At 58.5% G+C, this 18,988-nt stretch carries 12 protein-coding genes; 9 read left to right on the top strand and 3 right to left on the bottom strand.

The features are described 5' to 3' along the window. Positions 1–89: 89 nt before the first annotated feature. The gene (locus SCM96_10410) at positions 90–3,269 is read left to right on the top strand and encodes a PEP/pyruvate-binding domain-containing protein (GenBank protein ID MDW7761035.1); all 3,180 of its coding nucleotides are present in this window, start codon (positions 90–92) and stop codon (positions 3,267–3,269) included. A gap of 105 nt (positions 3,270–3,374) precedes the next feature. After that, a complete protein-coding gene (locus SCM96_10405; protein MDW7761034.1) occupies positions 3,375–4,724 on the top strand; it encodes an NADP-dependent malic enzyme in 1,350 nt (449 codons plus the stop codon). 105 nt (positions 4,725–4,829) lie between these two features. Here the strand turns inward: SCM96_10405 and SCM96_10400 are convergent, their stop codons facing one another. The 3 genes from SCM96_10400 to SCM96_10390 are packed head-to-tail and all read right to left on the bottom strand — an operon-like array spanning position 4,830 to position 11,747. Next, on the bottom strand, positions 4,830–6,605 hold the full coding sequence (locus SCM96_10400) for an efflux RND transporter periplasmic adaptor subunit (protein ID MDW7761033.1): 1,776 nt from the start codon (positions 6,603–6,605) through the stop codon (positions 4,830–4,832). A 4-nt stretch (positions 6,606–6,609) separates the two neighbouring features. Continuing rightward, positions 6,610–8,046: a TolC family protein gene (locus tag SCM96_10395; GenBank protein ID MDW7761032.1), complete on the bottom strand. Its 1,437-nt coding sequence runs from the start codon at positions 8,044–8,046 to the stop codon at positions 6,610–6,612. Between the two features lie 5 nt (positions 8,047–8,051). Next, complete coding sequence (locus tag SCM96_10390; GenBank protein MDW7761031.1) at positions 8,052–11,747, bottom strand: efflux RND transporter permease subunit; 3,696 nt, start codon at positions 11,745–11,747, stop codon at positions 8,052–8,054. A gap of 256 nt (positions 11,748–12,003) precedes the next feature. On the opposite strand from SCM96_10390, the gene dnaK reads away from it, so the two are divergent. The 7 genes from dnaK (at position 12,004) to radC (ending at position 18,974) form a co-directional block, all read left to right on the top strand. Further along, positions 12,004–13,932, top strand: coding sequence for a molecular chaperone DnaK (dnaK, locus tag SCM96_10385; GenBank protein MDW7761030.1), 1,929 nt, complete (start codon positions 12,004–12,006; stop codon positions 13,930–13,932). A 73-nt stretch (positions 13,933–14,005) separates the two neighbouring features. Next, the gene (gene dnaJ, locus SCM96_10380) at positions 14,006–15,142 is read left to right on the top strand and encodes a molecular chaperone DnaJ (GenBank protein MDW7761029.1); all 1,137 of its coding nucleotides are present in this window, start codon (positions 14,006–14,008) and stop codon (positions 15,140–15,142) included. Position 15,143: 1 nt separating this feature from the next. Next, a complete protein-coding gene (locus SCM96_10375; protein MDW7761028.1) occupies positions 15,144–15,560 on the top strand; it encodes a MerR family transcriptional regulator in 417 nt (138 codons plus the stop codon). Further along, a complete protein-coding gene (locus tag SCM96_10370; GenBank protein MDW7761027.1) occupies positions 15,557–16,399 on the top strand; it encodes an RNA polymerase sigma factor RpoD/SigA in 843 nt (280 codons plus the stop codon). Before SCM96_10375 ends, SCM96_10370 begins: the two co-directional genes overlap by 4 nt. Further along, on the top strand, positions 16,396–17,157 hold the full coding sequence (locus SCM96_10365; protein MDW7761026.1) for an ATP-binding protein: 762 nt from the start codon (positions 16,396–16,398) through the stop codon (positions 17,155–17,157). The genes SCM96_10370 and SCM96_10365 overlap by 4 nt, the downstream gene beginning before the upstream one ends. Before the next feature lie 871 nt (positions 17,158–18,028). Further along, positions 18,029–18,259, top strand: a complete 231-nt coding sequence (locus SCM96_10360; protein ID MDW7761025.1) for a helix-turn-helix transcriptional regulator — start codon at positions 18,029–18,031, stop codon at positions 18,257–18,259. After that, positions 18,252–18,974 (top strand): DNA repair protein RadC, encoded by a 723-nt coding sequence (radC, locus tag SCM96_10355; GenBank protein ID MDW7761024.1) that lies wholly within the window; start codon positions 18,252–18,254, stop codon positions 18,972–18,974. Before SCM96_10360 ends, radC begins: the two co-directional genes overlap by 8 nt. The last annotated feature ends 14 nt before the right edge of the window (positions 18,975–18,988 follow it).

The raw sequence follows: 18,988 nt of genomic DNA, 5'->3' as shown, positions 1-18,988 counted from the left end.
TTCCAGCCCTGCGGCGTTCGACGGGACGGATGAAAGACGCCGGTTGAACCGGACGACCGGCGCCTCATTTGGGGAAAGGATCGAACGCCATGAAAGAACAGGACGGCGGCGGAAAGGCCCAAACGCTCTTTTCCACTCTCCACGAGAGGGCCAAGGAGCTGAGCTGCCTCTATCGGATCGAGGAGATTCTCAGTCATTACGACCTGCCCCTTGAGGAAGTGTTCCGCTACGTCATCGCGGCCGTCCCGACGGGCTGGCAGTATCCGGAATACGTCCAGGCCCAGATCATTCACGGAACGGAAGTCTTCGAGTCTCAAGATTATGTGGAAACGCTCTATTCGCAGTGCGCGGAGATCCGCGTCCAGGATGCCCCTGTCGGGCGGCTCTGCGTTTCCTACCGGGAGCCTGTCCCCGAGGCCGATGACGGTCCGTTTCTCAAGGGAGAAACGAAGCTTCTTCATACGATCGCCGAACGCATCGGCCATTTCATCCTCCATCAGAGGCTCAGACACATGTTCGAGGAGCGGCAGGAGCCGGGGGAGGAGAAACCCGGCTGGAATCTGGCTCTCGATCTCCTGCGCAATACAGATCCGAAGCTTTTCATCCGCGTTTCGCGCAAGATGATGAACTACCTGGCCTGGCGGGGCGTCCCCGCAGCCAAAAATCTTCTCCAGCGTTTCGGCGAAGACCGCGAGAGCACCGGCGTTTTCAGCGAATCCAACCTGCCGCAGAGGCGGGATTCGCTCGGCCGGTTTTTCGAGTTGAGCGAGGAGACGTTCCGCATCGCCGCAGCCAACCTGACGGAGGAGGAAATCTTCGACCGCATCCAGAAGTGGATCGGCGAAGAACGCTCCTACAGCGCCGTTAAGTCCATGGAGAACGTCTACGCGACCCTGAGCGAAGTCATCGAGTCCATGCAGCATTGCCAGCGTTTGATGCCCCGGGGGGTGGTTCTGCCGAGATCGAAGACCAACAGCGTCCGTGTTTCCCTGATCCGCCGGTTTTTCAACGAGCAGCTCGAGTACATCAACATCGCCAAGAAATACCTGTCGATCGAGGATTTCTTCGGGCTCACCGAACGCCTGATCTATCCGCCGGGAAGCCACGGCAAACTCGGCGGGAAAAGCGCCGGACTGTTTCTGGCTTCAAGGATTCTTCGCCAGTCCGCGCGCCGGGTCAAGGCCGTCGGAGAGATCAAGACGCCCAAAACCTGGTACATCACATCAGACGGGATCATTTATTTCCAGCACTACAACAACCTCGAGGAAGTCTCCGAACAGAAGTACAAGGACATCGATATCATCCGCCAGGAATACCCCCATATCGTCCAATTGTTCAAAAACTCGACCTTCCCCCAGGAAATCGTCAAGGGCCTGTCCGTCGCTCTCGACGATTTCGGAGATGTCCCGCTCATCGTCCGGAGCTCGAGCCTGCTCGAGGACCGTCTGGGGACGGCTTTCGCCGGAAAGTACAAAAGCCTCTTCCTGGCCAATCAGGGTGACAAGGAGAAGCGCCTCGAGGCGCTTCTCGACGCCGTTGCCGAGGTCTATGCCTCGATTTTCAATCCCGATCCGATCGCCTATCGGGCCGAGCGCGGCCTTCTCGATTTCTACGAAGAGATGGGCATCATGATCCAGGAGGTCGTCGGCCGTCGCGTGGGCCGGTATTTTTTCCCGGCCTTCGCCGGCGTGGCTTTCAGCCGCAACGAGTTCCGCTGGTCGCCGCGCATCGGCCGGGAGGACGGGCTGTTGCGCATCGTTCCGGGCCTGGGCACGCGGGCGGTGGACCGGGTGAGCGACGATTACCCGGTGTTGATCGCGCCGAGCAAGCCCAACCTGAAAGTCAATGTTTCGATCGAGGACGTCCTCCGTTATTCGCCCCGGCGGATCGACGTCATCGATTTGGAAAATAACGCCTTTGTCACGCTCGACATCAAAACCCTGCTCAAGGAAGTGGGCCACGCCTTTCCGGCAGCCTCGCGTGTCTTTTCGATCCATCGTGACGGCATTCTTCAGAAGCCCATGGGTCTGGCCACGAATCTCGGGGCCGGAGACGCCGTGGCCACGTTCGACGGGTTGATTGCGGGAACGCCCTTTGTCTCCAAGGTCGACGCCATCCTTAAAACTCTGGAGGCGGCTCTGGGAGTCCCCGTGGATATTGAATTCGCCTCCGACGGGGACAATTTTTACCTGCTGCAATGCCGGCCCCAGAGCTTTTCGTCCGACGATGCGGCCATGGACATTCCGGCCCATATTCCCGACGAAAGCGTTCTTTTCACGGCCGGAAAATTCGTCTCCAACGGAAGCGTCCCCGACATCACCCACATCGTCTATGTCGATCCCGGAAAATACGGCGACATCGGCGCCTTTTCCGACCTGCTGGCTGTCGGACAGGCCGTCGGCAAGCTCAACAAGCTTCTCCCGCGGAAGAAGTTCATCCTGATGGGGCCGGGACGGTGGGGCAGCCGCGGCGATGTCAAGCTGGGCGTACGGGTGACCTATTCCGATATCAGCAACACGGCCCTGCTGGTCGAGGTGGCGCGAAAAAAAGGCAACTACGTCCCCGATGTCTCTTTCGGAACGCATTTCTTCCAGGACCTCGTCGAATCGGGAATCCGCTATCTCCCGCTCTACCCCGATGACGACGGCGTGCGTTTCAATGAAACCTTCCTTCTGGGGTCGGCCAATATCCTCGAGGAGATTCTGCCGGAATTCGCGGCGCTGTCCGATACCCTCCGGGTCATTGATGTTCCGGCTTCCGAGGAGGGCCGGGTGCTTCGGGTGCTGATGAACGCCGAACGGGAGCAGGCTGTCGGCATGTTTGTCGACCCGACCTGCCCGCGGCGGATGCTGGCCGGGGCGGGAACGTCCGTCATCGAGGAAAGAAAGGAGCATTCCCGATGGCGGATGCACATGGCCGAGGAGATGGCCCGGCGGGCGGACGCTGAAGCCATGGGGATCAAGGCGTTATATGTTTTTGGAAGCACGTGCAACGGCACGGCCGGTCCCAACAGCGATATCAACCTCATTGTTCGATTTCAGGGCGATGCCCGCCGGAGACAGGCGCTGGAGTCGTGGCTTCAGGGTTGGAGCCAGTCCCTGGCCGAAGCCAACGCCTACAGGACCGGGTTTCGCTCCGAAGGCCTGCTCGATGTTCACATCCTCAATGACGAGGACCTGGCTTCAGGAAAGAACGAGTTTGCCGCAAAAATTCAAGGAACGTCCGACCCGGCCCGGGAACTTCCTCTGGGGGGATCCGCCGTCTGCTGACGGACCGCCGGAGCCGGAAGCTTTCCGTCCGGTTTTGATTGACTTTGGTGAAGGAATCGGAATAAAATAAAGCTTCTCATTTTCACATATCAGGAGGACTGATTCATGAGCACAAAAACCGTTGAAGAACTGTTGGCGAAAGCCCACCAGCCTTCAAAAGACGCCATGCGTCTTCACCCGTACTACCGCGGCAAAATCCAGGTCACCTTGAAATGCCGAGTCCGCGATATGGACGATTTCGCGATCTGGTATACGCCGGGGGTGGCCGCGCCCTGCAAGGACATCCAGCAGAATCCGGAAAAGGTTTACGATCACACCAACAAGGGAAATTTCGTGGCCGTCATTTCCGACGGATCGCGCGTCCTCGGACTCGGTGATATCGGGCCCGAAGCCGGCCTGCCGGTCATGGAAGGCAAGGGGCTCCTCTACAAGTACCTGGGCGGCGTGGACGCTTTCCCGATCTGCCTCAAAGAAAAGGATCCGGACAAGATCATCGATATCTGCAAGGCCCTTCAGCCCACCTTCGGCGGTTTCAACCTCGAGGATATCTCCCATCCCAAGTGCTTCCACATCCTGGACACTCTGCGTGCCGAATGCGAAATCCCCGTCTGGCATGACGACCAGCAGGGAACGGCCTGCGTGACCGTAGCCGGCATCATCAACGCCCTCAAAATCGTCGGCAAGAAAATGTCCGACGTCCATGTGACCATCGTCGGCGCCGGCGCCTCCGGCGTCGCCATCGCCCGTCTGATGATGACGGCCGGAGTCACTCCTGGCAACATGCTGTCCGTCGACTCCAAGGGCATCCTGCATAAAGACCGCAGCGACAAGGACATCCTCCAGACGAAGTTCAAGGAAAAATGGGACATCTGCCTCAAAACCAATGAAAAGATGATCAAAGGCGACATTCCCGACGCCATCAAGAACGCGGATGTCCTGGTCTCCGTTTCCACGCCCGGACCGGGAACCATCAAGAAGGAATGGATCAAGACGATGGCTCCGAATGCCGTCGTTATTGCGGCGGCCAACCCCATCCCCGAGATCTGGCCTTGGGAAGCCAAGGAAGCGGGCGCCCGCATCGTGGCCACGGGCCGCTCCGACTTCGAAAACCAGGTCAACAATTCTCTCGGCTTTCCCGGCATCTTCCGCGGGGCTCTCGACGTTCGGGCCAAGACGATTACCGACGAAATGTGCATCGCCGCAGCGACCGAGCTGGCCAAGGTGGCCGAGGACAAGGGTCTCCGGGAAGATTACATTATCCCCACCATGGATGAATGGGAAGTCTTTCCCCGCGAGGCCGTGGCCGTCGGCAGCAAGGCCATCGAGCAGGGCGTGGCCCGGATCAACCTCCCGGCCGAGGAACGCTACAAGATGGCCGAAAGAACCATCAAGGAAGCCCGTGAGCACGTTCAGCTTCTGATGAAGGAAGGCTTCATCATCGATCCGGACAAGTAAACAGGACGCGGCTAAGACCGCAGCCCACAGGAATTCCCAGGGGGGAGCGCGAGCTCCCCCTTTTTTTTAAGACGATTGGATGCGATGGCCTTCCGCGAATCCGTCTCAATGAATATGCGTGGAGGCGGGCAGCGGCGGCCGTTTCTTATCATCCTGCTTCGACCGGGTGATCCGGCCCTTGATGTCTCCGCAGGAGAACATCCGGTCGCCGAAATAGGGGTTTTCGATTTTGGGTTCGGCCGTGATCCAGTCTCCTCCCGAATTATCGAAGGCCATGGGGCAATGGGCGATGTAGAGCGGTTCACGTGAAGGCCCGAACGTTTCGCTGATTTCAATGAGAAGTAGACTGAGCGGAAGGAAAGCCGCTCTCAGTGCTTCAAGATCGGAGGCTTTGCGGGCCACTTCAAGCGCGTCACTCAGACCGGCCCTGAGCTTCATCCATTTTCCATGATAGGGTTCGCGCAGGAGAGACATGTCGACGCCGGCCAGGGACGAAAGCATGGCCTTGACGGATTCCCGGCCTTTTTCCAATTGGGAGAAGGCCAGGGCTTGTTGCAGAGCGAGATATCCTCCGGTTACGCCGTCGAATTGTTTGAGAAACAGCGGGGGAATCTCCCCAGGAACGCTCTCCGGCCGGTTCATCATGCTGTACCGGCCGCTCAACTGGGCCGCCGCGTCGAGCGCGAAAACCCCGTGAATGACGACCTCTTCGCCTTCGGCCAGTCCCGAGACGATGGTGTCATAATCGCCGGCGCGAGGTCCCAGAGTGATTTCCCGCATTTCGAAAACCGTGTGTTCTCCCGGACGGCGAATCCAGACCACGGAACGGGGACCTGTCCACAACACGGCCGTCCGGGGAACAAGAAGCGTTGCCTCCGCGCCTGCGATCGAGGCGGCGATTTTGGCCCGGACGAACATTCCGGGCTTCAGCGCTCCATCGGCATTCGAAACTTCGGCCCGGACGGCGGCCGTCCGCGTCCGCATGTCGATCTGCGGGTCGATGAACCGCACGGTTGAGAGGAATTCCCGGCCCGGCAGGGCTTCAACGGTGAAGACGGCGGTTTGCTCCGGGCGAATCCAGGCCAAGTCGCTTTCATAAGCATCGAACAGGACCCAGACGGTCCGGAGGTCGGCGATCTCGAAGAGAACGTCGCCGCGTGATGCATAATCGCCCCGGGCGATGTTTCGGGCCAGGACGACGCCGTCCGCCGGCGCGGCGATGTCGAAAACGGCGAGGACATGGCCGCGGCTCTCGACGGCCTCGATCTGATCTTGAGAGATGTTCCAGAGGCGCATTTTTTCACGAGCCGCCTCATGAAGCGCCGGATAGACGGATTTCAGCTTTGCGGCTTCCAGAAGTTCCTGTTGCGCGGTCACGAGTTCCGGAGAGTACACTTCGGCCAGTTTCTGACCTTTCCGGACCGCTTGTCCCGTGAAATTCACAAAGAGTCTCTCAATCCGGCCGGTGACATCCGCCGTGACGGCGGCGATGCGCCGTTCGTCGACGGCGATTTTTCCGGTCAGGCGAAGTTCGTACCCCGTCTCGGCCGATACGACCGGAACGGTCCGGATTTCGGCCAGGGCCGCCGCCTCGGCCGACAGCGTGTGGACATGCGGATCGTGATATTCACCGAGACCCTCGGATTCATCGCCTAGGGGGACCGGGATGAGGTCCATGCCGCAGATCGGGCAATCTCCCGGTTCCGGCAACCGGACCTGGGGATGCATGGAGCAAGTCCAAATTTGTGGTGGTGATGGATCGGCGGCCGGCCCTTGATCGGCGGCATCTCCGGACTTTCCCGGCACGAGAAGCCCCAAGGCCAATCCGACGACCAGGGCGGCGGGGATCAGCCACGTATTTCTGATTAAGCTCTTTTTCAAAGCATCACTCTCCCATCAATCTTTCGACCAGGGCCACGGCGATGTTCCGGTCGGCTTCGGCCTCGATGAGTTTCAGCCGCAGGTCCAGCAGCCGGCGCTGCAACCGGAGAATCTCCTCGAAATCGCTCCCGCCCGTGGAATATCCGGCCGTCATGATATCCAGCGCCTGCCGGGCCAGCCCGGCGAGTTCACCGGATAGAGCGATCCGTCTTTCGGCGTCCCTGAATCGGGCCAGGGCCTCTTGATATCCGACGGTCAACCAGTTGCGTGCGTCCCGCTCCTTGTCCTCGAGGGCCTTCAATTGCAGCCGGGTTTCTCCGATCGCGGCCGCATATTTCTTTCTCCACAGAGGGATGCTGACCGTCACCATCGGCATCAGCATGCTCATTTTCCGGTCATGGCCTTCCTGATCCCGCCTCGGCCTGAATGTTTCGTATTGCAACCCCAGTCCGAACATCGGCCGGCCCATTTTGCGATTCATGGACTCTTTGGCGCTGAGGGCCAGGCCCTCGGATTCCAGCATTTTCAGCATCGGGTTGTTGCGGCCGATCTTTTCGTTCGCATTCTCCGGAGATAAGGGCATTTCCGCGGTTGGCAGCGCTTCCGGAAGTTCGACGGGTTCCCGTGGATTGCGGTCCATGAAACCGTTGAGCCGCGCGGCAGCGACGGCCCGGTCGTCGTCGAGAAACTCAAGCCGGTTTTCAATTTCCAGGATTTCCATGCGGATCAGCAGAAGATCCGCCAGGCCGGCGCCGGACCCGGCCATCATCGGCATGGCTCCCCGCATGGCGGATGATGCCGTGCCGGCGGACTTGGGCGCATCGCTTCCTGGCATACCGGCCATGCGCTCCATGCCGCCGCCCGATCCCGCCCCGGACATGATTTTTCCGGGGATTCCAGGTTTCGACGGCTTGCCCGGCATTGTTCCTGATTCACCGACGGAGAATTTCGTCCGGGCGATATCTTCCAGGCTGTGAAGGAGAATCAGAGTTTCCCGGGTTATGGAGAGTTCTCTGTCGAGGATGTAGAATGCGTACCAGGCCGCTTTGGCATCGAAGAGCAGACGGCTTCGGGCTTCCCGCCAGGCTTCGAAGCGGGCTTGGGCCATGGCGGCCGCTTCCCGGCCGGCATCGCCGAGCGTTCCGGGCCAGGGGAACATCTGCATGGCCTGAAAACCGGCGGTCTGGTCGCCCATATAGCGTTCCATCGGCCGAAGAAAGATTCCGGCCGAAAGTTGCGGGTCCGGGAGTCCCCGGGCCTGGGCGATTTTCTCGACAGAGGCCAGGTATTCGCTGGTCAGGGCCTTCAGTTCGGGATTTTCCGACTCAACCATGCGCAGGATATCTTCCAGAGTTTGACCCGCGCCCGACGCCGGCGAGAAGCTGAAGAAGACGACGGCGAGCGCAAGGACCGGTCCGATGAAGCGTGTTTTTAGGGTCATGGGTTTCACTCGTCTTTCTGGAATCTCTCCGGTTTTCCCCGGATTAGGAATTCCTCCCGGGCTGCGTAAAGAACCGGAACGACGAAAAGCGTGATCAACGCAACCGTCATCCCGCCGAAAGCGGGGATGGCCATCGGAATCATGATGTCGGCCCCCCGCCCGCTCGAGGTCAAAACGGGAAGCAGGGCCAGAAGGGTGGTTGCCGTGGTCATTAAACAAGGCCGGACTCTTCGGAGTCCCGCCTCAAGCACGGCCTGCCGGATGGCCGTCCGATCCGCCGGCCGGTGTTTCCGGAAGCTTTGTTTCAGGTAAGTGGCCATGACCACGCCGTCGTCGGTGGCGATCCCGAACAGGGCGATGAAACCCACCCAAACCGCCACGCTGAGATTCACGTTCGTCATGTTGAAGAGTTCCCTGAGAGACACTCCGAAAAGCGAGACGTTCAGGAACCAGTCCTGACCGTAGAGCCAGAGCATGATGAAACCGCCCGCGAAGGCCAGGGCCACGGCGGAAAAGATCATCAGGGAGACCGCTGCGGACCGGAACTGGAAGTAAAGAATGAGGAAAATGACGGCCAGGACCAGGGGGATGACGACGGCCAGGCGTTGCGACGCTCTCACCTGGTTTTCGTAATTTCCGGAGAACTGAAAGCGGACGCCGGCGGGAACGGACAGTTCGCCGTCGGCGATCTTGTCGTCAAGAATTCGTCGGGCGTCCTCGACGGCCGTGACTTCCGCAACGCCGCTTTTTCTGTCGAAAAGAACATAACCCACGAGAAAGGCGTTTTCACCGCGGATCATCATCGGTCCCGGACGATAGACGATTTCGGCGATTTCGCCGAGATGAACGAAAGGGCCGGCGGGTGTCGAAACGGGAACCCGTTTCAGCATCTCGGGATCGTCGCGCCACTCGCGGGCGAAGCGGGCCCGCACGGCGAACCGCTCGCGGCCCTCGACGGTCATTGTCAGGGTCATGCCGCCGACGGCTGTTTCGATCACGTGCTGGACGTCCTCCACGTTCAAGCCGTAGCGGCCCATGGCTCGCCGGTTGAGCTCGATTTCCAGGTAAGGTTTCCCCAGGCTCCGGTCGGCGAAAACGGATTCCGGCTTGACGGAGGGCACGTCCTTGAGAAGGTGTTCCAAAGTCAGGCTGAAGGTCTCGATCGTCTCCAGATCGGGGCCGAAAACCTTAAGACCCATGGGCGCCCGCAGGCCTGTCTGGAGCATCACCAGCCGTGTTTCAATGGGTTGGAGCTTGGGTGCCGAAGTGACTCCGGGGAGGGATCGGGTGACCCGGACGATTTCGCTCCAGATGTCGTCGGGAGAGCGGATGTGGTCGCGCCACTGGCGGAAATACCGTCCCCGGCGGTCGGGAACAAGACGGCCGTCGCCGTTCCTGACAAAAACACCCTCGGCATCGACTTGAAATCGGATCGGGCGGCCGTCGGGACCCGTCTTGTACTCGCTTTTGTAGAGGATGACATTTTCGAACATGGACATGGGAGCGGGATCCAGAGAGCTTTCCGCCCGTCCGGCTTTGCCGACGACGGTTTCCACTTCCGGAATGGCTTCGACGCGCCTGTCAAGCTCGGAAAGGGTGCGGATGTTGGCTTCCATGCCGGAGTGGGGCATGGATGTCGGCATCAAAAGAAAAGCGCCTTCGTCCAGGGAGGGCATGAATTCCCGGCCCATTCCGCGCCAGATGAAGATTCCGGCCAGGATGATAAGAGCCGGAATCAACAGAAAAGCGGTCTTATGAGACAGGCACCCCTTGAGAATGCGGGGATAGAGGCGGATGAAGATTTTGAAGGTTCCGAGGACGAGCCCGATGACGAGAAGAACGAATAGAAGATTAACGCCCAGGCTGTTGTGGACGCCCAGGGGACGCCATGCGGATGCCAGAAGGCCTCCGATGCCCAGGGTGACGATGAGGATGTTGACGGTTTGGGAATTCCGGGAAATCCATTGAAGCCGTTCCGGAACGCGGCCCGAAAGAGCCAAAAGATTGTTGGCGCCGAGAGCGACCAGAATCAGCCCGGCCCAGGGGAGAAAGAACAGGGAGGCAAGTCCGGCCGCGAAAAGGATTCCGTTCCAGAAAAGCCGCCGTGTCTTGCCTTTCGTCTTCAGGGAAAGCAGGCCGTGAGCCAGTGCCGGGATCATCAGGAGCGTGATGACCAGAGCCGCGATGAGAGCGAAGGTCTTGGTGAAAGCCAGAGGCCTGAAAAGTTTTCCTTCAGCGGCTTGAAGCGTGAATACGGGGAGGAAACTGACAATTGTTGTGGAAACGGCCGTCAGGATGGCCGAGGACACCTCCGCGGATGCATTGAAAACCGTTTCGATGAGGGGACGGCCCGGAGGCGCCTCCTTTTGATGACGGAGGATGTTTTCACTCAGAATGATCCCAAGATCGACCATGGTTCCGATGGCGATGGCGATACCGGAAAGAGCCACGATGTTGGCATCGACACGAAACTGCTTCATCATGACGAAACACATGAGGACGGCGAGAGGAAGAAGCGCCGAGATCATGAGAGAGGCCCGAAGATGAAAGACCATCACGACGATAACGATCATGGTGATGAGGATCTGCAGGCTGATGGCATCGCGAAGCGTGCCCAGTGTTTCATAGATGAGCTGAGTCCGGTCGTAAAAAGGAACAATGGTGACACGGGAGACTCTGCCGTCTTCGAGTGTCCTTGACGGAAGTCCCGGCGCGGTTTGCCCGATCAAGGTCTTGACGTTGCGAATGACTTCAAGGGGATTTTCACCGAAACGGGCCACGACGACGCCGCCGACGGCTTCGCTTCCTCCCTTGTCGAGAATCCCGCCGTGGCCGCGAGGTGCAGGCCCGATCGTTACGCGGGCGATATCCCGGATCCGCAAGGGAATGTTCCCGGAGACGCGGACAACAGCCTGTTCGATGTCGTCAGGGCTTTTGATCGTGCCGAGGCCGCGGACATAATACTCGACAAGGTTGAATTCGATGGTTTGGGCGCCGACATCCCGGTTGCTCATGCGCAAAGCCTCGGTGATCTCCATCAGGCCGACGCCGTGAGCCTGCATGGCCTCCGGGTCGAGATCGACCTGGTATTCCTTCACGAAGCCGCCGACCGAGGCCACTTCGGAGACGCCTTCCGCCGAGGAGAGGGCCGGACGAACGTGGAAATCCTGAATGGCGCGCAGTTCGTGAAGATCCCATCCTCCCGCCGGAAGTCCGTCGCCGTCCCGGCCTTCAAGTGTGTACCAGAAAATTTGGCCGAGAGCCGTGGCGTCGGGCCCGAGAACGGGGTTGACACCCGGGGGCAAAAGATCGCGGGGAAGTGTGTTGAGCTTTTCAAGAACACGCGAGCGGCTCCAGTAATACTCGATGCGCTCGTGAAAAATGATCGTTACGCTGGAGAAGCCGAACATGGATGTGCTGCGGATGCTGGTCACGCCGGGAAGACCTAAAAGAGACGCCGTCAGCGGATAAGTGATCTGATCTTCGATATCCTGGGGACTGCGCCCCATCCATTCCGTGAAGACGATCTGTTGGTTTTCTCCGATATCCGGAATGGCGTCGACAGGGACGGGATTGCGGGAAAGAAGGGGGATGTTCCAGTCGAAGGGAGCGACGGCAAGGCCCCAGGCCGCTAAAATAATAAACAACAAGGCTGCGACCAACTTGTTTTCGAGAAAAAACCTGATGATCGAATTGATCATGATGACATCCTTATCTGTAGAAATAATAGAAATAATAGGAAAAGTCAAATTATGACATGGTCAATTGGCCCCACAATTTTTCGAAGTGTATAAGGGCGAGTGGGTGTCGCAAAAGACGTTTAAGATCCTCAAATAAAGAAAGAGAAACGAATAAAACTCGTAAAAATAAGATAATAAACAAAATAAAAAAATAGCAGAAACTTGACAAAGGCGTGCTCAGGTTATATATTATCATTTGACTAAATTAGGAGGCATCATGACAAAGATAATTGGTATCGATTTGGGAACGACAAACTCCGTCGTATCCATCATGGAAGGAGACAAGGGCACGGTTATTCCGAACGAAGAGGGCGGGCGGACGACGCCGTCCGTCGTGGCCTTCACCCAAAAAGGAGAAATCCTTGTCGGACAGGTGGCCAAAAGACAACGGGTCACCAACCCCGAAAACACCATTTATTCCATCAAGAGGTTCATGGGGCGGCGCTATGAAGAAGTATCCAAGGAAAAGAGCCAGGTTCCGTTTAAGGTCGGCGCGGCCGAAAACGACGATGTCCGTGTCGAGGCCCTCGGCAAGAAATACGCCCCGCCGGAGATTTCCGCTTACATTTTGCAGAAGCTGAAAAAGGCGGCTGAGGAGTATCTCGGAGAAAAAATCGAAAAAGCCGTCATTACCGTTCCGGCCTATTTCAACGACAGTCAGCGCAAGGCCACGAAAGACGCCGGGAAGATCGCCGGCCTCGATGTCGTTCGGATCATCAACGAACCCACGGCCGCGGCTCTGGCCTACGGCATGGACAAGAAGAAGGATCAGATCATCGCCGTCTATGATTTCGGCGGCGGCACTTTCGACATTTCCATCCTGGAAGTCGGGGAAGGTGTGGTCGAAGTCAAATCGACGAACGGCGATACTCACCTCGGCGGCGACGATATCGACCAGGTCGTTCAGGACTGGCTGGTCAACGAGTTCCGCAAGGAATCGGGCATCGACCTGACCAAAGACAAAATGGCCCTGCAGAGACTCAAAGAGGCGGCCGAGAAGGCCAAGACCGAACTCTCATCCCTTATGGAGACCGAGGTCAACCTGCCTTTCATCACGGCCGATGCCTCCGGTCCCAAGCACCTGTTGATGAAACTGACCCGGGCCAAACTCGAGGATCTCATGGAGCCCATCGTTCAGAAATCCGTGGCTCCCTGCCGTCAGGCTCTGGCCGATGCCGGCCTCAAGGCCGAAGACATTCATGAGGTCATCCTCGTCGGCGGTCAAACCCGGGCGCCCCGCATACAGCAGATCGTCAAGGAGATCTTCGGCCGGGAACCTCACAAGGGTGTCAATCCCGACGAGGTCGTGGCCGTCGGCGCGGCCATCCAGGGCGCCGTCCTTTCGGGCGACGTCAAGGATGTCCTGCTTCTCGATGTCACCCCGCTCACCCTGGGGATTGAAACCTTGGGCGGCGTGTTTACAAAAATGATTCCGCGCAACACGACCATCCCGACCAAGAAAACCGAGATCTACTCCACGGCCTCGGACAGCCAGCCCAGCGTCGAAATTCACGTTTTGCAGGGCGAGCGCGAAATGGCCTCCTACAACCGGACCCTTGGCCGATTCCACCTCGACGGCATTCCGCCTGCGCCGCGGGGCGTTCCCAAAATCGAGGTCACGTTCGATATCGACGCCAACGGCATTCTCCACGTCTCGGCCAAGGACCAGGGCACGGGCAAACAGCAGGCCATCACCATCACCGGACACAGCGGTCTCGAAGAAGGCGAAATCGACCGGATGGTCAAGGACGCCGAGTCCCATGCCGTCGAGGACAAGAAACGCCGCGAGGTCATCGACGCCCGCAATCAGGCCGACCAGCTTGTCTACGGTCTCGAAAAACTGCTCCGCGAAAACCGCGACAAGATTCCCGAGGAAGAGGCCCGCAATCTTGAGGCTGAAATTGAAAAAACCAAAAAGGCCGTCGAATCCGAAGACCTGGACAAGATCAAGGCCGCCACGGAATCGCTGCAGAAGGCTTCGCACAAACTGACCGAGATGATGTACCAGCAGGCCTCCGCCCAGCAACAGGCCGGCCCTCAGGCGGGCGGACCCGGTGCCCGGCCCGGAGGCGACACCCCGCCGCCCGGGGGAGGCGACGACGATGTCATCGACGCCGAAGTGGTCGACGACGAGTCGAAGAACTGATATCCTGGAATGAGTCCGGGACGCCGCCGTCCCGGACTCATTTCCGGTCGAAATCCGGAATGCGGGTCGGGCCATGAAGAAAGATTATTACGAAACCCTCGGCATCGAACGCGGCGCCTCCGCGGCCGAGATCAAGAAGGCTTACAGGAAGCTGGCCCGCAAACATCACCCCGACCTCAATCCGGGGGATAAAGCCGCCGAGGCCCGATTCAAAGACATCCAGGAAGCCTACGCCGTCTTGAGCGACGAGAAAAAGAGGGCCCAGTACGACCAGTTCGGGACGGTCGGAGACTCGCCGCCCGGAGCCGGGGAGTGGGCCTCCTCGGGAGGAGGCGCTCCGGGTTTTGACGGTTTCGAATTTTCGAATTACGGGTCCTCCTCCATGCGGGATATCTTCGAAAACCTTTTCGGCGGCGCAGGAGGTGGAGCGGGATTCGGACGCACCGCACCCGGTCCGGTCCGGGGCGAAGATCTCCAGTATGCGATGAAGGTCGGCTTCGAAGATGCCATTCACGGACTCCAGACCCGGATCCGGATCACCCGTCTGGCCGCCTGTGCCGACTGCGGCGGTGCCGGACGCGTCGCGGGAAAAGGCCGGCATTCGTCCTGTTCCTCCTGCGGCGGATCGGGACGCACGGTTCATCAGAAAGGCTTCATGAAATTCTCCTCGCCCTGCCGGGAGTGTGGGGGGAGCGGCGGAGATGCGGGCGAGGTTTGTTCCTCCTGCGGCGGACGCGCCCTTTATCAGAAAACCGAAAATATCACCGTCCGCATTCCGGCCGGCGTCGATACCGGATCAAGGGTCCGAATCGCCGGAAAGGGGAATGCCGCACCGGGTTCGGGCGGAACGGCGGGCGATCTCTATATTTCCATCGAGGTCGCACCCCATGCCTATTTTCGGCGCGAAGGCCCTCATATCCATGCCCGGGTTCCGATCACGGTCCCCGAAGCCACACTGGGGTCCAAAATCGAGGTGCCGACCATCCACGGACCCGAAACCATCCGAATTCCGCCGGGAACCCGGTCCGGGCAGAAATTTCGGCTTCGGAACAAGGGGGTCTCGCTTCCCGGAAAAAAGGTGCGCGGCGACGCTTTCGTCGAGGTCGTCATCGTTCCGCCGCCGTTCGAAGACCAGCGTGTCCGCGAGCTCATGAAGGAACTGGAGAAAATATCCGGTCCGAATCCACGGGACGCCATGGGGAAGATGTGACATGACGGCGCGGGACAACAAACGGGAGGAACCCCGCAAGTACCACCACATCAGCAGTGTCGCCCGGATGTACAACATCCATCCCCAGACGCTTCGCATTTATGAGAGGGAGGGCCTGCTCAAGCCGTCCCGAAGCGAAGGCAACACCCGTCTCTATGCGCCGGAGGATTTGAAGCGTCTTGAAATCATTCTCAACCTCGTCCGCGACCTCGGCGTGAATCTGGCCGGTGTCGAAGTCATCCTGAACATGAGGGAGCGGATGGAGCAGATCGAAAGCGAGATCAACAGCTTCCTCGACTATGTCCGAGAGGAGTTTGCCAAGGATCGCGAGGATGAGTTCGAGGCCGGGAAGAAGGCCCTGGTTCTCGTCCGCAAGGCCGGTCTTGTCAAGATCAAGGACGAAGACGAGAGCGCATGACTTTCCGGGATTTTCTGGATTCGAAGAATCTCAAGCTTTACCTTGAACAGATCGGGCAATTCCCGACGCTGACGGACGAAGAGGAAAAGAGGCTTGGAGAACGGGCCCGAAAAGGGGACCGCGAAGCCCAGCAGCGGCTCATCGAATCCAACCTCAAATTCGTGGTGTCCTACGTCAAGAAATACCGCGGCATGGGGATGTCGCTGCTCGACATGATCAACGAGGGCAACATCGGGCTCATCGAGGCGGCCCGGCGGTTCGATCCCGACCGCAACGTGCGCTTCATCTCCTATGCCGTTTGGTGGATCCGCCAGTCCATCCTGCACGCGCTGTCCCGGTCGGTCCGGGCCTACCACGTACCTCAGAAAATGAGCGACCAGATTTCCCAGATGAAAAAACACGCTGCGGCGCTCAAGGCGGAAAAAGGGCGGGAGCCGACCCGGGACGAGATCGCCGAACGCATGGGACTCGGTGTCGAGGACATCGAGGATCTGGAGACTCTCGACAACCGGGGAGTCTCGCTGAGCGACAAGCTCCGGAATGAGGATCTCGAAGTCGGCGACAAAATCGGCGACGAGATGTCTCCCTCCGTCGAATACCAGATCATCAAGTCGTCCATCGAGGGGCAGATCCGCGAAGTCCTTGACGAGCTGGATGACAAGGAAGCCCTTGTGATAAAATGGCGTTTTGGGATGGATGACGATCAACCCAGAACGCTTCAGGACATCGGAGAGACCTTGGGACTGACCCGGGAGAGGATCCGCCAGATCGAGCAGAGAGCGATGAGAAAATTGGGGCGTTCCCATCGTCTTCAGCAGTTGAGAGGATACCTGAATTGACGGCGACACCGGAACCGGCGGGCGGCGGCTGCTCGGCATGCCAGGGGACGGGCTGGATTCTGGATGATGCCTCCGGCGGCCGGGTGGCCCGGCGCTGCCACTGCCTTCTCGATCTCCGCAGACAGAACCTTCTCGACCGGGCCCGAATCCCGCGCCGCTACCGAAACTGCACGCTGGCCAATTTCGATGCCCTCAACGACTCGCTCCGCCACGCCCTTAAGATTGCCCGCAAATTCGTCAAGGACTTCCCGGCGCCCGACGTCGGCCTGCTGTTCATCGGACCCTGCGGAGTGGGGAAGACCCACCTCGCCGCCGCCGTTCTTCAGGAACTCGTCCTCAAGAAAAACGTCTTCTGCGTATTCACGGATTTCCGGGATCTTATCCGCGAGATCCAATCCACGTTTTCCCCGGATTCCGTCATCTCGGAGTCCGACGTTCTGGCCCCCGTTTTCCAGTGCGAGGTCCTGGTCCTGGACGAGCTGGGTGCCAAACGGACGACGGCCTGGGTCGAAGAGACCGTTTTCTATATCATCAACCACCGTTATAACAACAAGAAAATGACTCTCTTCACGACCAATTACCCCGACACCGAATCCGAGGAAGACCCCCGGGACACCATGTACAAGAAAGGCGGAGACTCTCTCGTCGACCGGATCGGCGTCCGTCTCCGGTCGCGGATTTATGAGATGTGCAAAGTCGTCGCGATGGACGGCGACGACTACCGCAAGACGGTCAAGCAGGCCGGATACCGTTTTTAGGGCATTCCCGCCGACGTCGAAAACGCCTTGCTGTTTTTTTGTCTGCTGACTTTTCGATGACCGCCTCGCAATTTCCGCCTCCGAGAACTTCTTCACCGCATCGCATTTCGTTGTTGAAAATCGCCTCGACTCATGTTATATTTCCTGTCCCTTGCTCCCCGGTAGCTCAATCGGTAGAGCGGTTGGCTGTCAAAAGGCAGCGTCCGCGGGAAACCGCGGATGGAAAATCGGGTGAATTCAGGGAACCCTGCCCTCCGCCGGGTGCGGAGAACGGCAACCCTGAGCCAAGCCTCGTCCCTTCGGGACGGGGAAGGTGCAGAGACTAGAGCTTCGGCTCGTACTCCGGGTTTCGACCCGGGGGAAGCGCCCGACACCCTCGCCCGCGGCGACGCGGGACGGGTGAAGAGATAGTCCAAGCCCGGAGGAAACTCCGGGGCCCTTGTAACCAATAGGTTGCAGGTTCGAGTCCTGCCCGGGGAGCCAACCACGAATGCAACCCATTTCCTAACCGGTTGCTTAACGAATAAAGCCCTGTATCCATGATGTGGGGCTTCGTTGTTCTATGATCTGTATTTTCAAAGGGTTGCAGCTTCGTAGATATTCCCTGCCATCTTCTCCATTCTCCTGAAAGCCTGGTTTTTCATGTACGTCGAGGCCTTTTGAGTTCGAAGACGGCTTTTGGACCCTGAAACGAACGCTGAATTCTCCTGTTCTCCGTTTTTCGAGTCGTCTTGTTTAACAGCCCGGTTGCATCTGGGTGCCCGAATTTATCTTTACAAACAAAAAGAGGTTGCGAATATTTTACCGGATGATATAACATCTGTAATCAAGTTCATTATTACCGTTGGATATCGCTCTAAAGGATGATGTGATGAAACCAATCCATCCGGATTACCCGGCATTAGTTAAGGAGGTTCGCCGACAGCTTGCCATTAGCCAGGAGGATTTGGCTCGCGAGTTGGGTGTGAGCTATGCCACGGTTAATCGCTGGGAAAATGGTCAGGCCAAGCCGTCTAAACTGGCCCAGGCGCAGTTGGATGCGTTCTGTGAAAGAATGAAGACGGACGGAGCGTTGGATCTTTCGGGGAGCGAAAATGGTTAAGGGCCAAACTACATCAAACGGGGTACATAAATCTAAACGCCAAGCTATCAAGGATTGGCCTGTGACCGAACGCCCACGAGAGAAACTCCTCCATTCAGGTGCTGAAGGCCTCTCAGATGGGGAACTTCTAGCGATTTTGCTTCGCATTGGTAAAGCGGGACAATCGGCAGAAGATCTGGCCCGCCGGTTGATGTCTATGTTTAACGGTATAAGCGGTATCGACCGCGCTCACATAGAGGAGCTTCTCGCCATCCCGGGAATGGGTATCGCCAAGGTGGCGCAAATGAAAGCCGCCATTGAAATTGGCAAAAGAGTCCGAAGACAATCAACCCGACCCAAGGATTTCACCAATGCTGCGGCGGTGGTTGATTACATTCGCCCACGATTTGAAGGTCAGCGCCAGGAATGCTTTCTATCCATCCTCCTGGATGGCCAGAATTGCATGCTTGCTGAAAGGCTCATTACGGAGGGCATCCCAACGCAAGCCACTGTCTATGTAAGGCGTGTGATGGAAGAAGCCTTGCGTGTGTCAGCCAGCGCCTTCGTCGTGGCGCACAACCATCCTTCTGGGCATCCGAGCCCTTCCCCCGCCGATGACAAGACGACCCAGGAATTGAAGCAAGCCGCCGGGCTTTTGGATTTGGTGTTCCAGGATCACATTATCATCGGCGGCGGAACCAGCTATTTCAGTTATGCCGAAAATGACAAATTATGATCGATATGGGGAGC

Source organism: Acidobacteriota bacterium, from assembly GCA_033549365.1.
Classification (GTDB): domain Bacteria; phylum Acidobacteriota; class Aminicenantia; order Aminicenantales; family Saccharicenantaceae; genus JAWSUF01.
The sequence above is the reverse complement of the archived record's forward strand: the minus strand, read 5'-3'. Positions and strand labels throughout refer to the sequence as shown.

What these genes read in the sequence shown, in the direction of transcription:
- SCM96_10370 (MDW7761027.1), top strand. Translation starts at nt 15,557, where the DNA reads ATGACTTTCCGGGATTTTCTGGATTCGAAGAATCTCAAGCTTTACCTT.
- SCM96_10390 (MDW7761031.1), bottom strand. Translation starts at nt 11,747, where the DNA reads ATGATCAATTCGATCATCAGGTTTTTTCTCGAAAACAAGTTGGTCGCA.
- SCM96_10405 (MDW7761034.1), top strand. Translation starts at nt 3,375, where the DNA reads ATGAGCACAAAAACCGTTGAAGAACTGTTGGCGAAAGCCCACCAGCCT.
- SCM96_10395 (MDW7761032.1), bottom strand. Translation starts at nt 8,046, where the DNA reads ATGACCCTAAAAACACGCTTCATCGGACCGGTCCTTGCGCTCGCCGTC.
- radC (MDW7761024.1), top strand. Translation starts at nt 18,252, where the DNA reads ATGGTTAAGGGCCAAACTACATCAAACGGGGTACATAAATCTAAACGC.
- dnaK (MDW7761030.1), top strand. Translation starts at nt 12,004, where the DNA reads ATGACAAAGATAATTGGTATCGATTTGGGAACGACAAACTCCGTCGTA.
- SCM96_10360 (MDW7761025.1), top strand. Translation starts at nt 18,029, where the DNA reads ATGAAACCAATCCATCCGGATTACCCGGCATTAGTTAAGGAGGTTCGC.
- SCM96_10375 (MDW7761028.1), top strand. Translation starts at nt 15,144, where the DNA reads ATGACGGCGCGGGACAACAAACGGGAGGAACCCCGCAAGTACCACCAC.
- dnaJ (MDW7761029.1), top strand. Translation starts at nt 14,006, where the DNA reads ATGAAGAAAGATTATTACGAAACCCTCGGCATCGAACGCGGCGCCTCC.
- SCM96_10410 (MDW7761035.1), top strand. Translation starts at nt 90, where the DNA reads ATGAAAGAACAGGACGGCGGCGGAAAGGCCCAAACGCTCTTTTCCACT.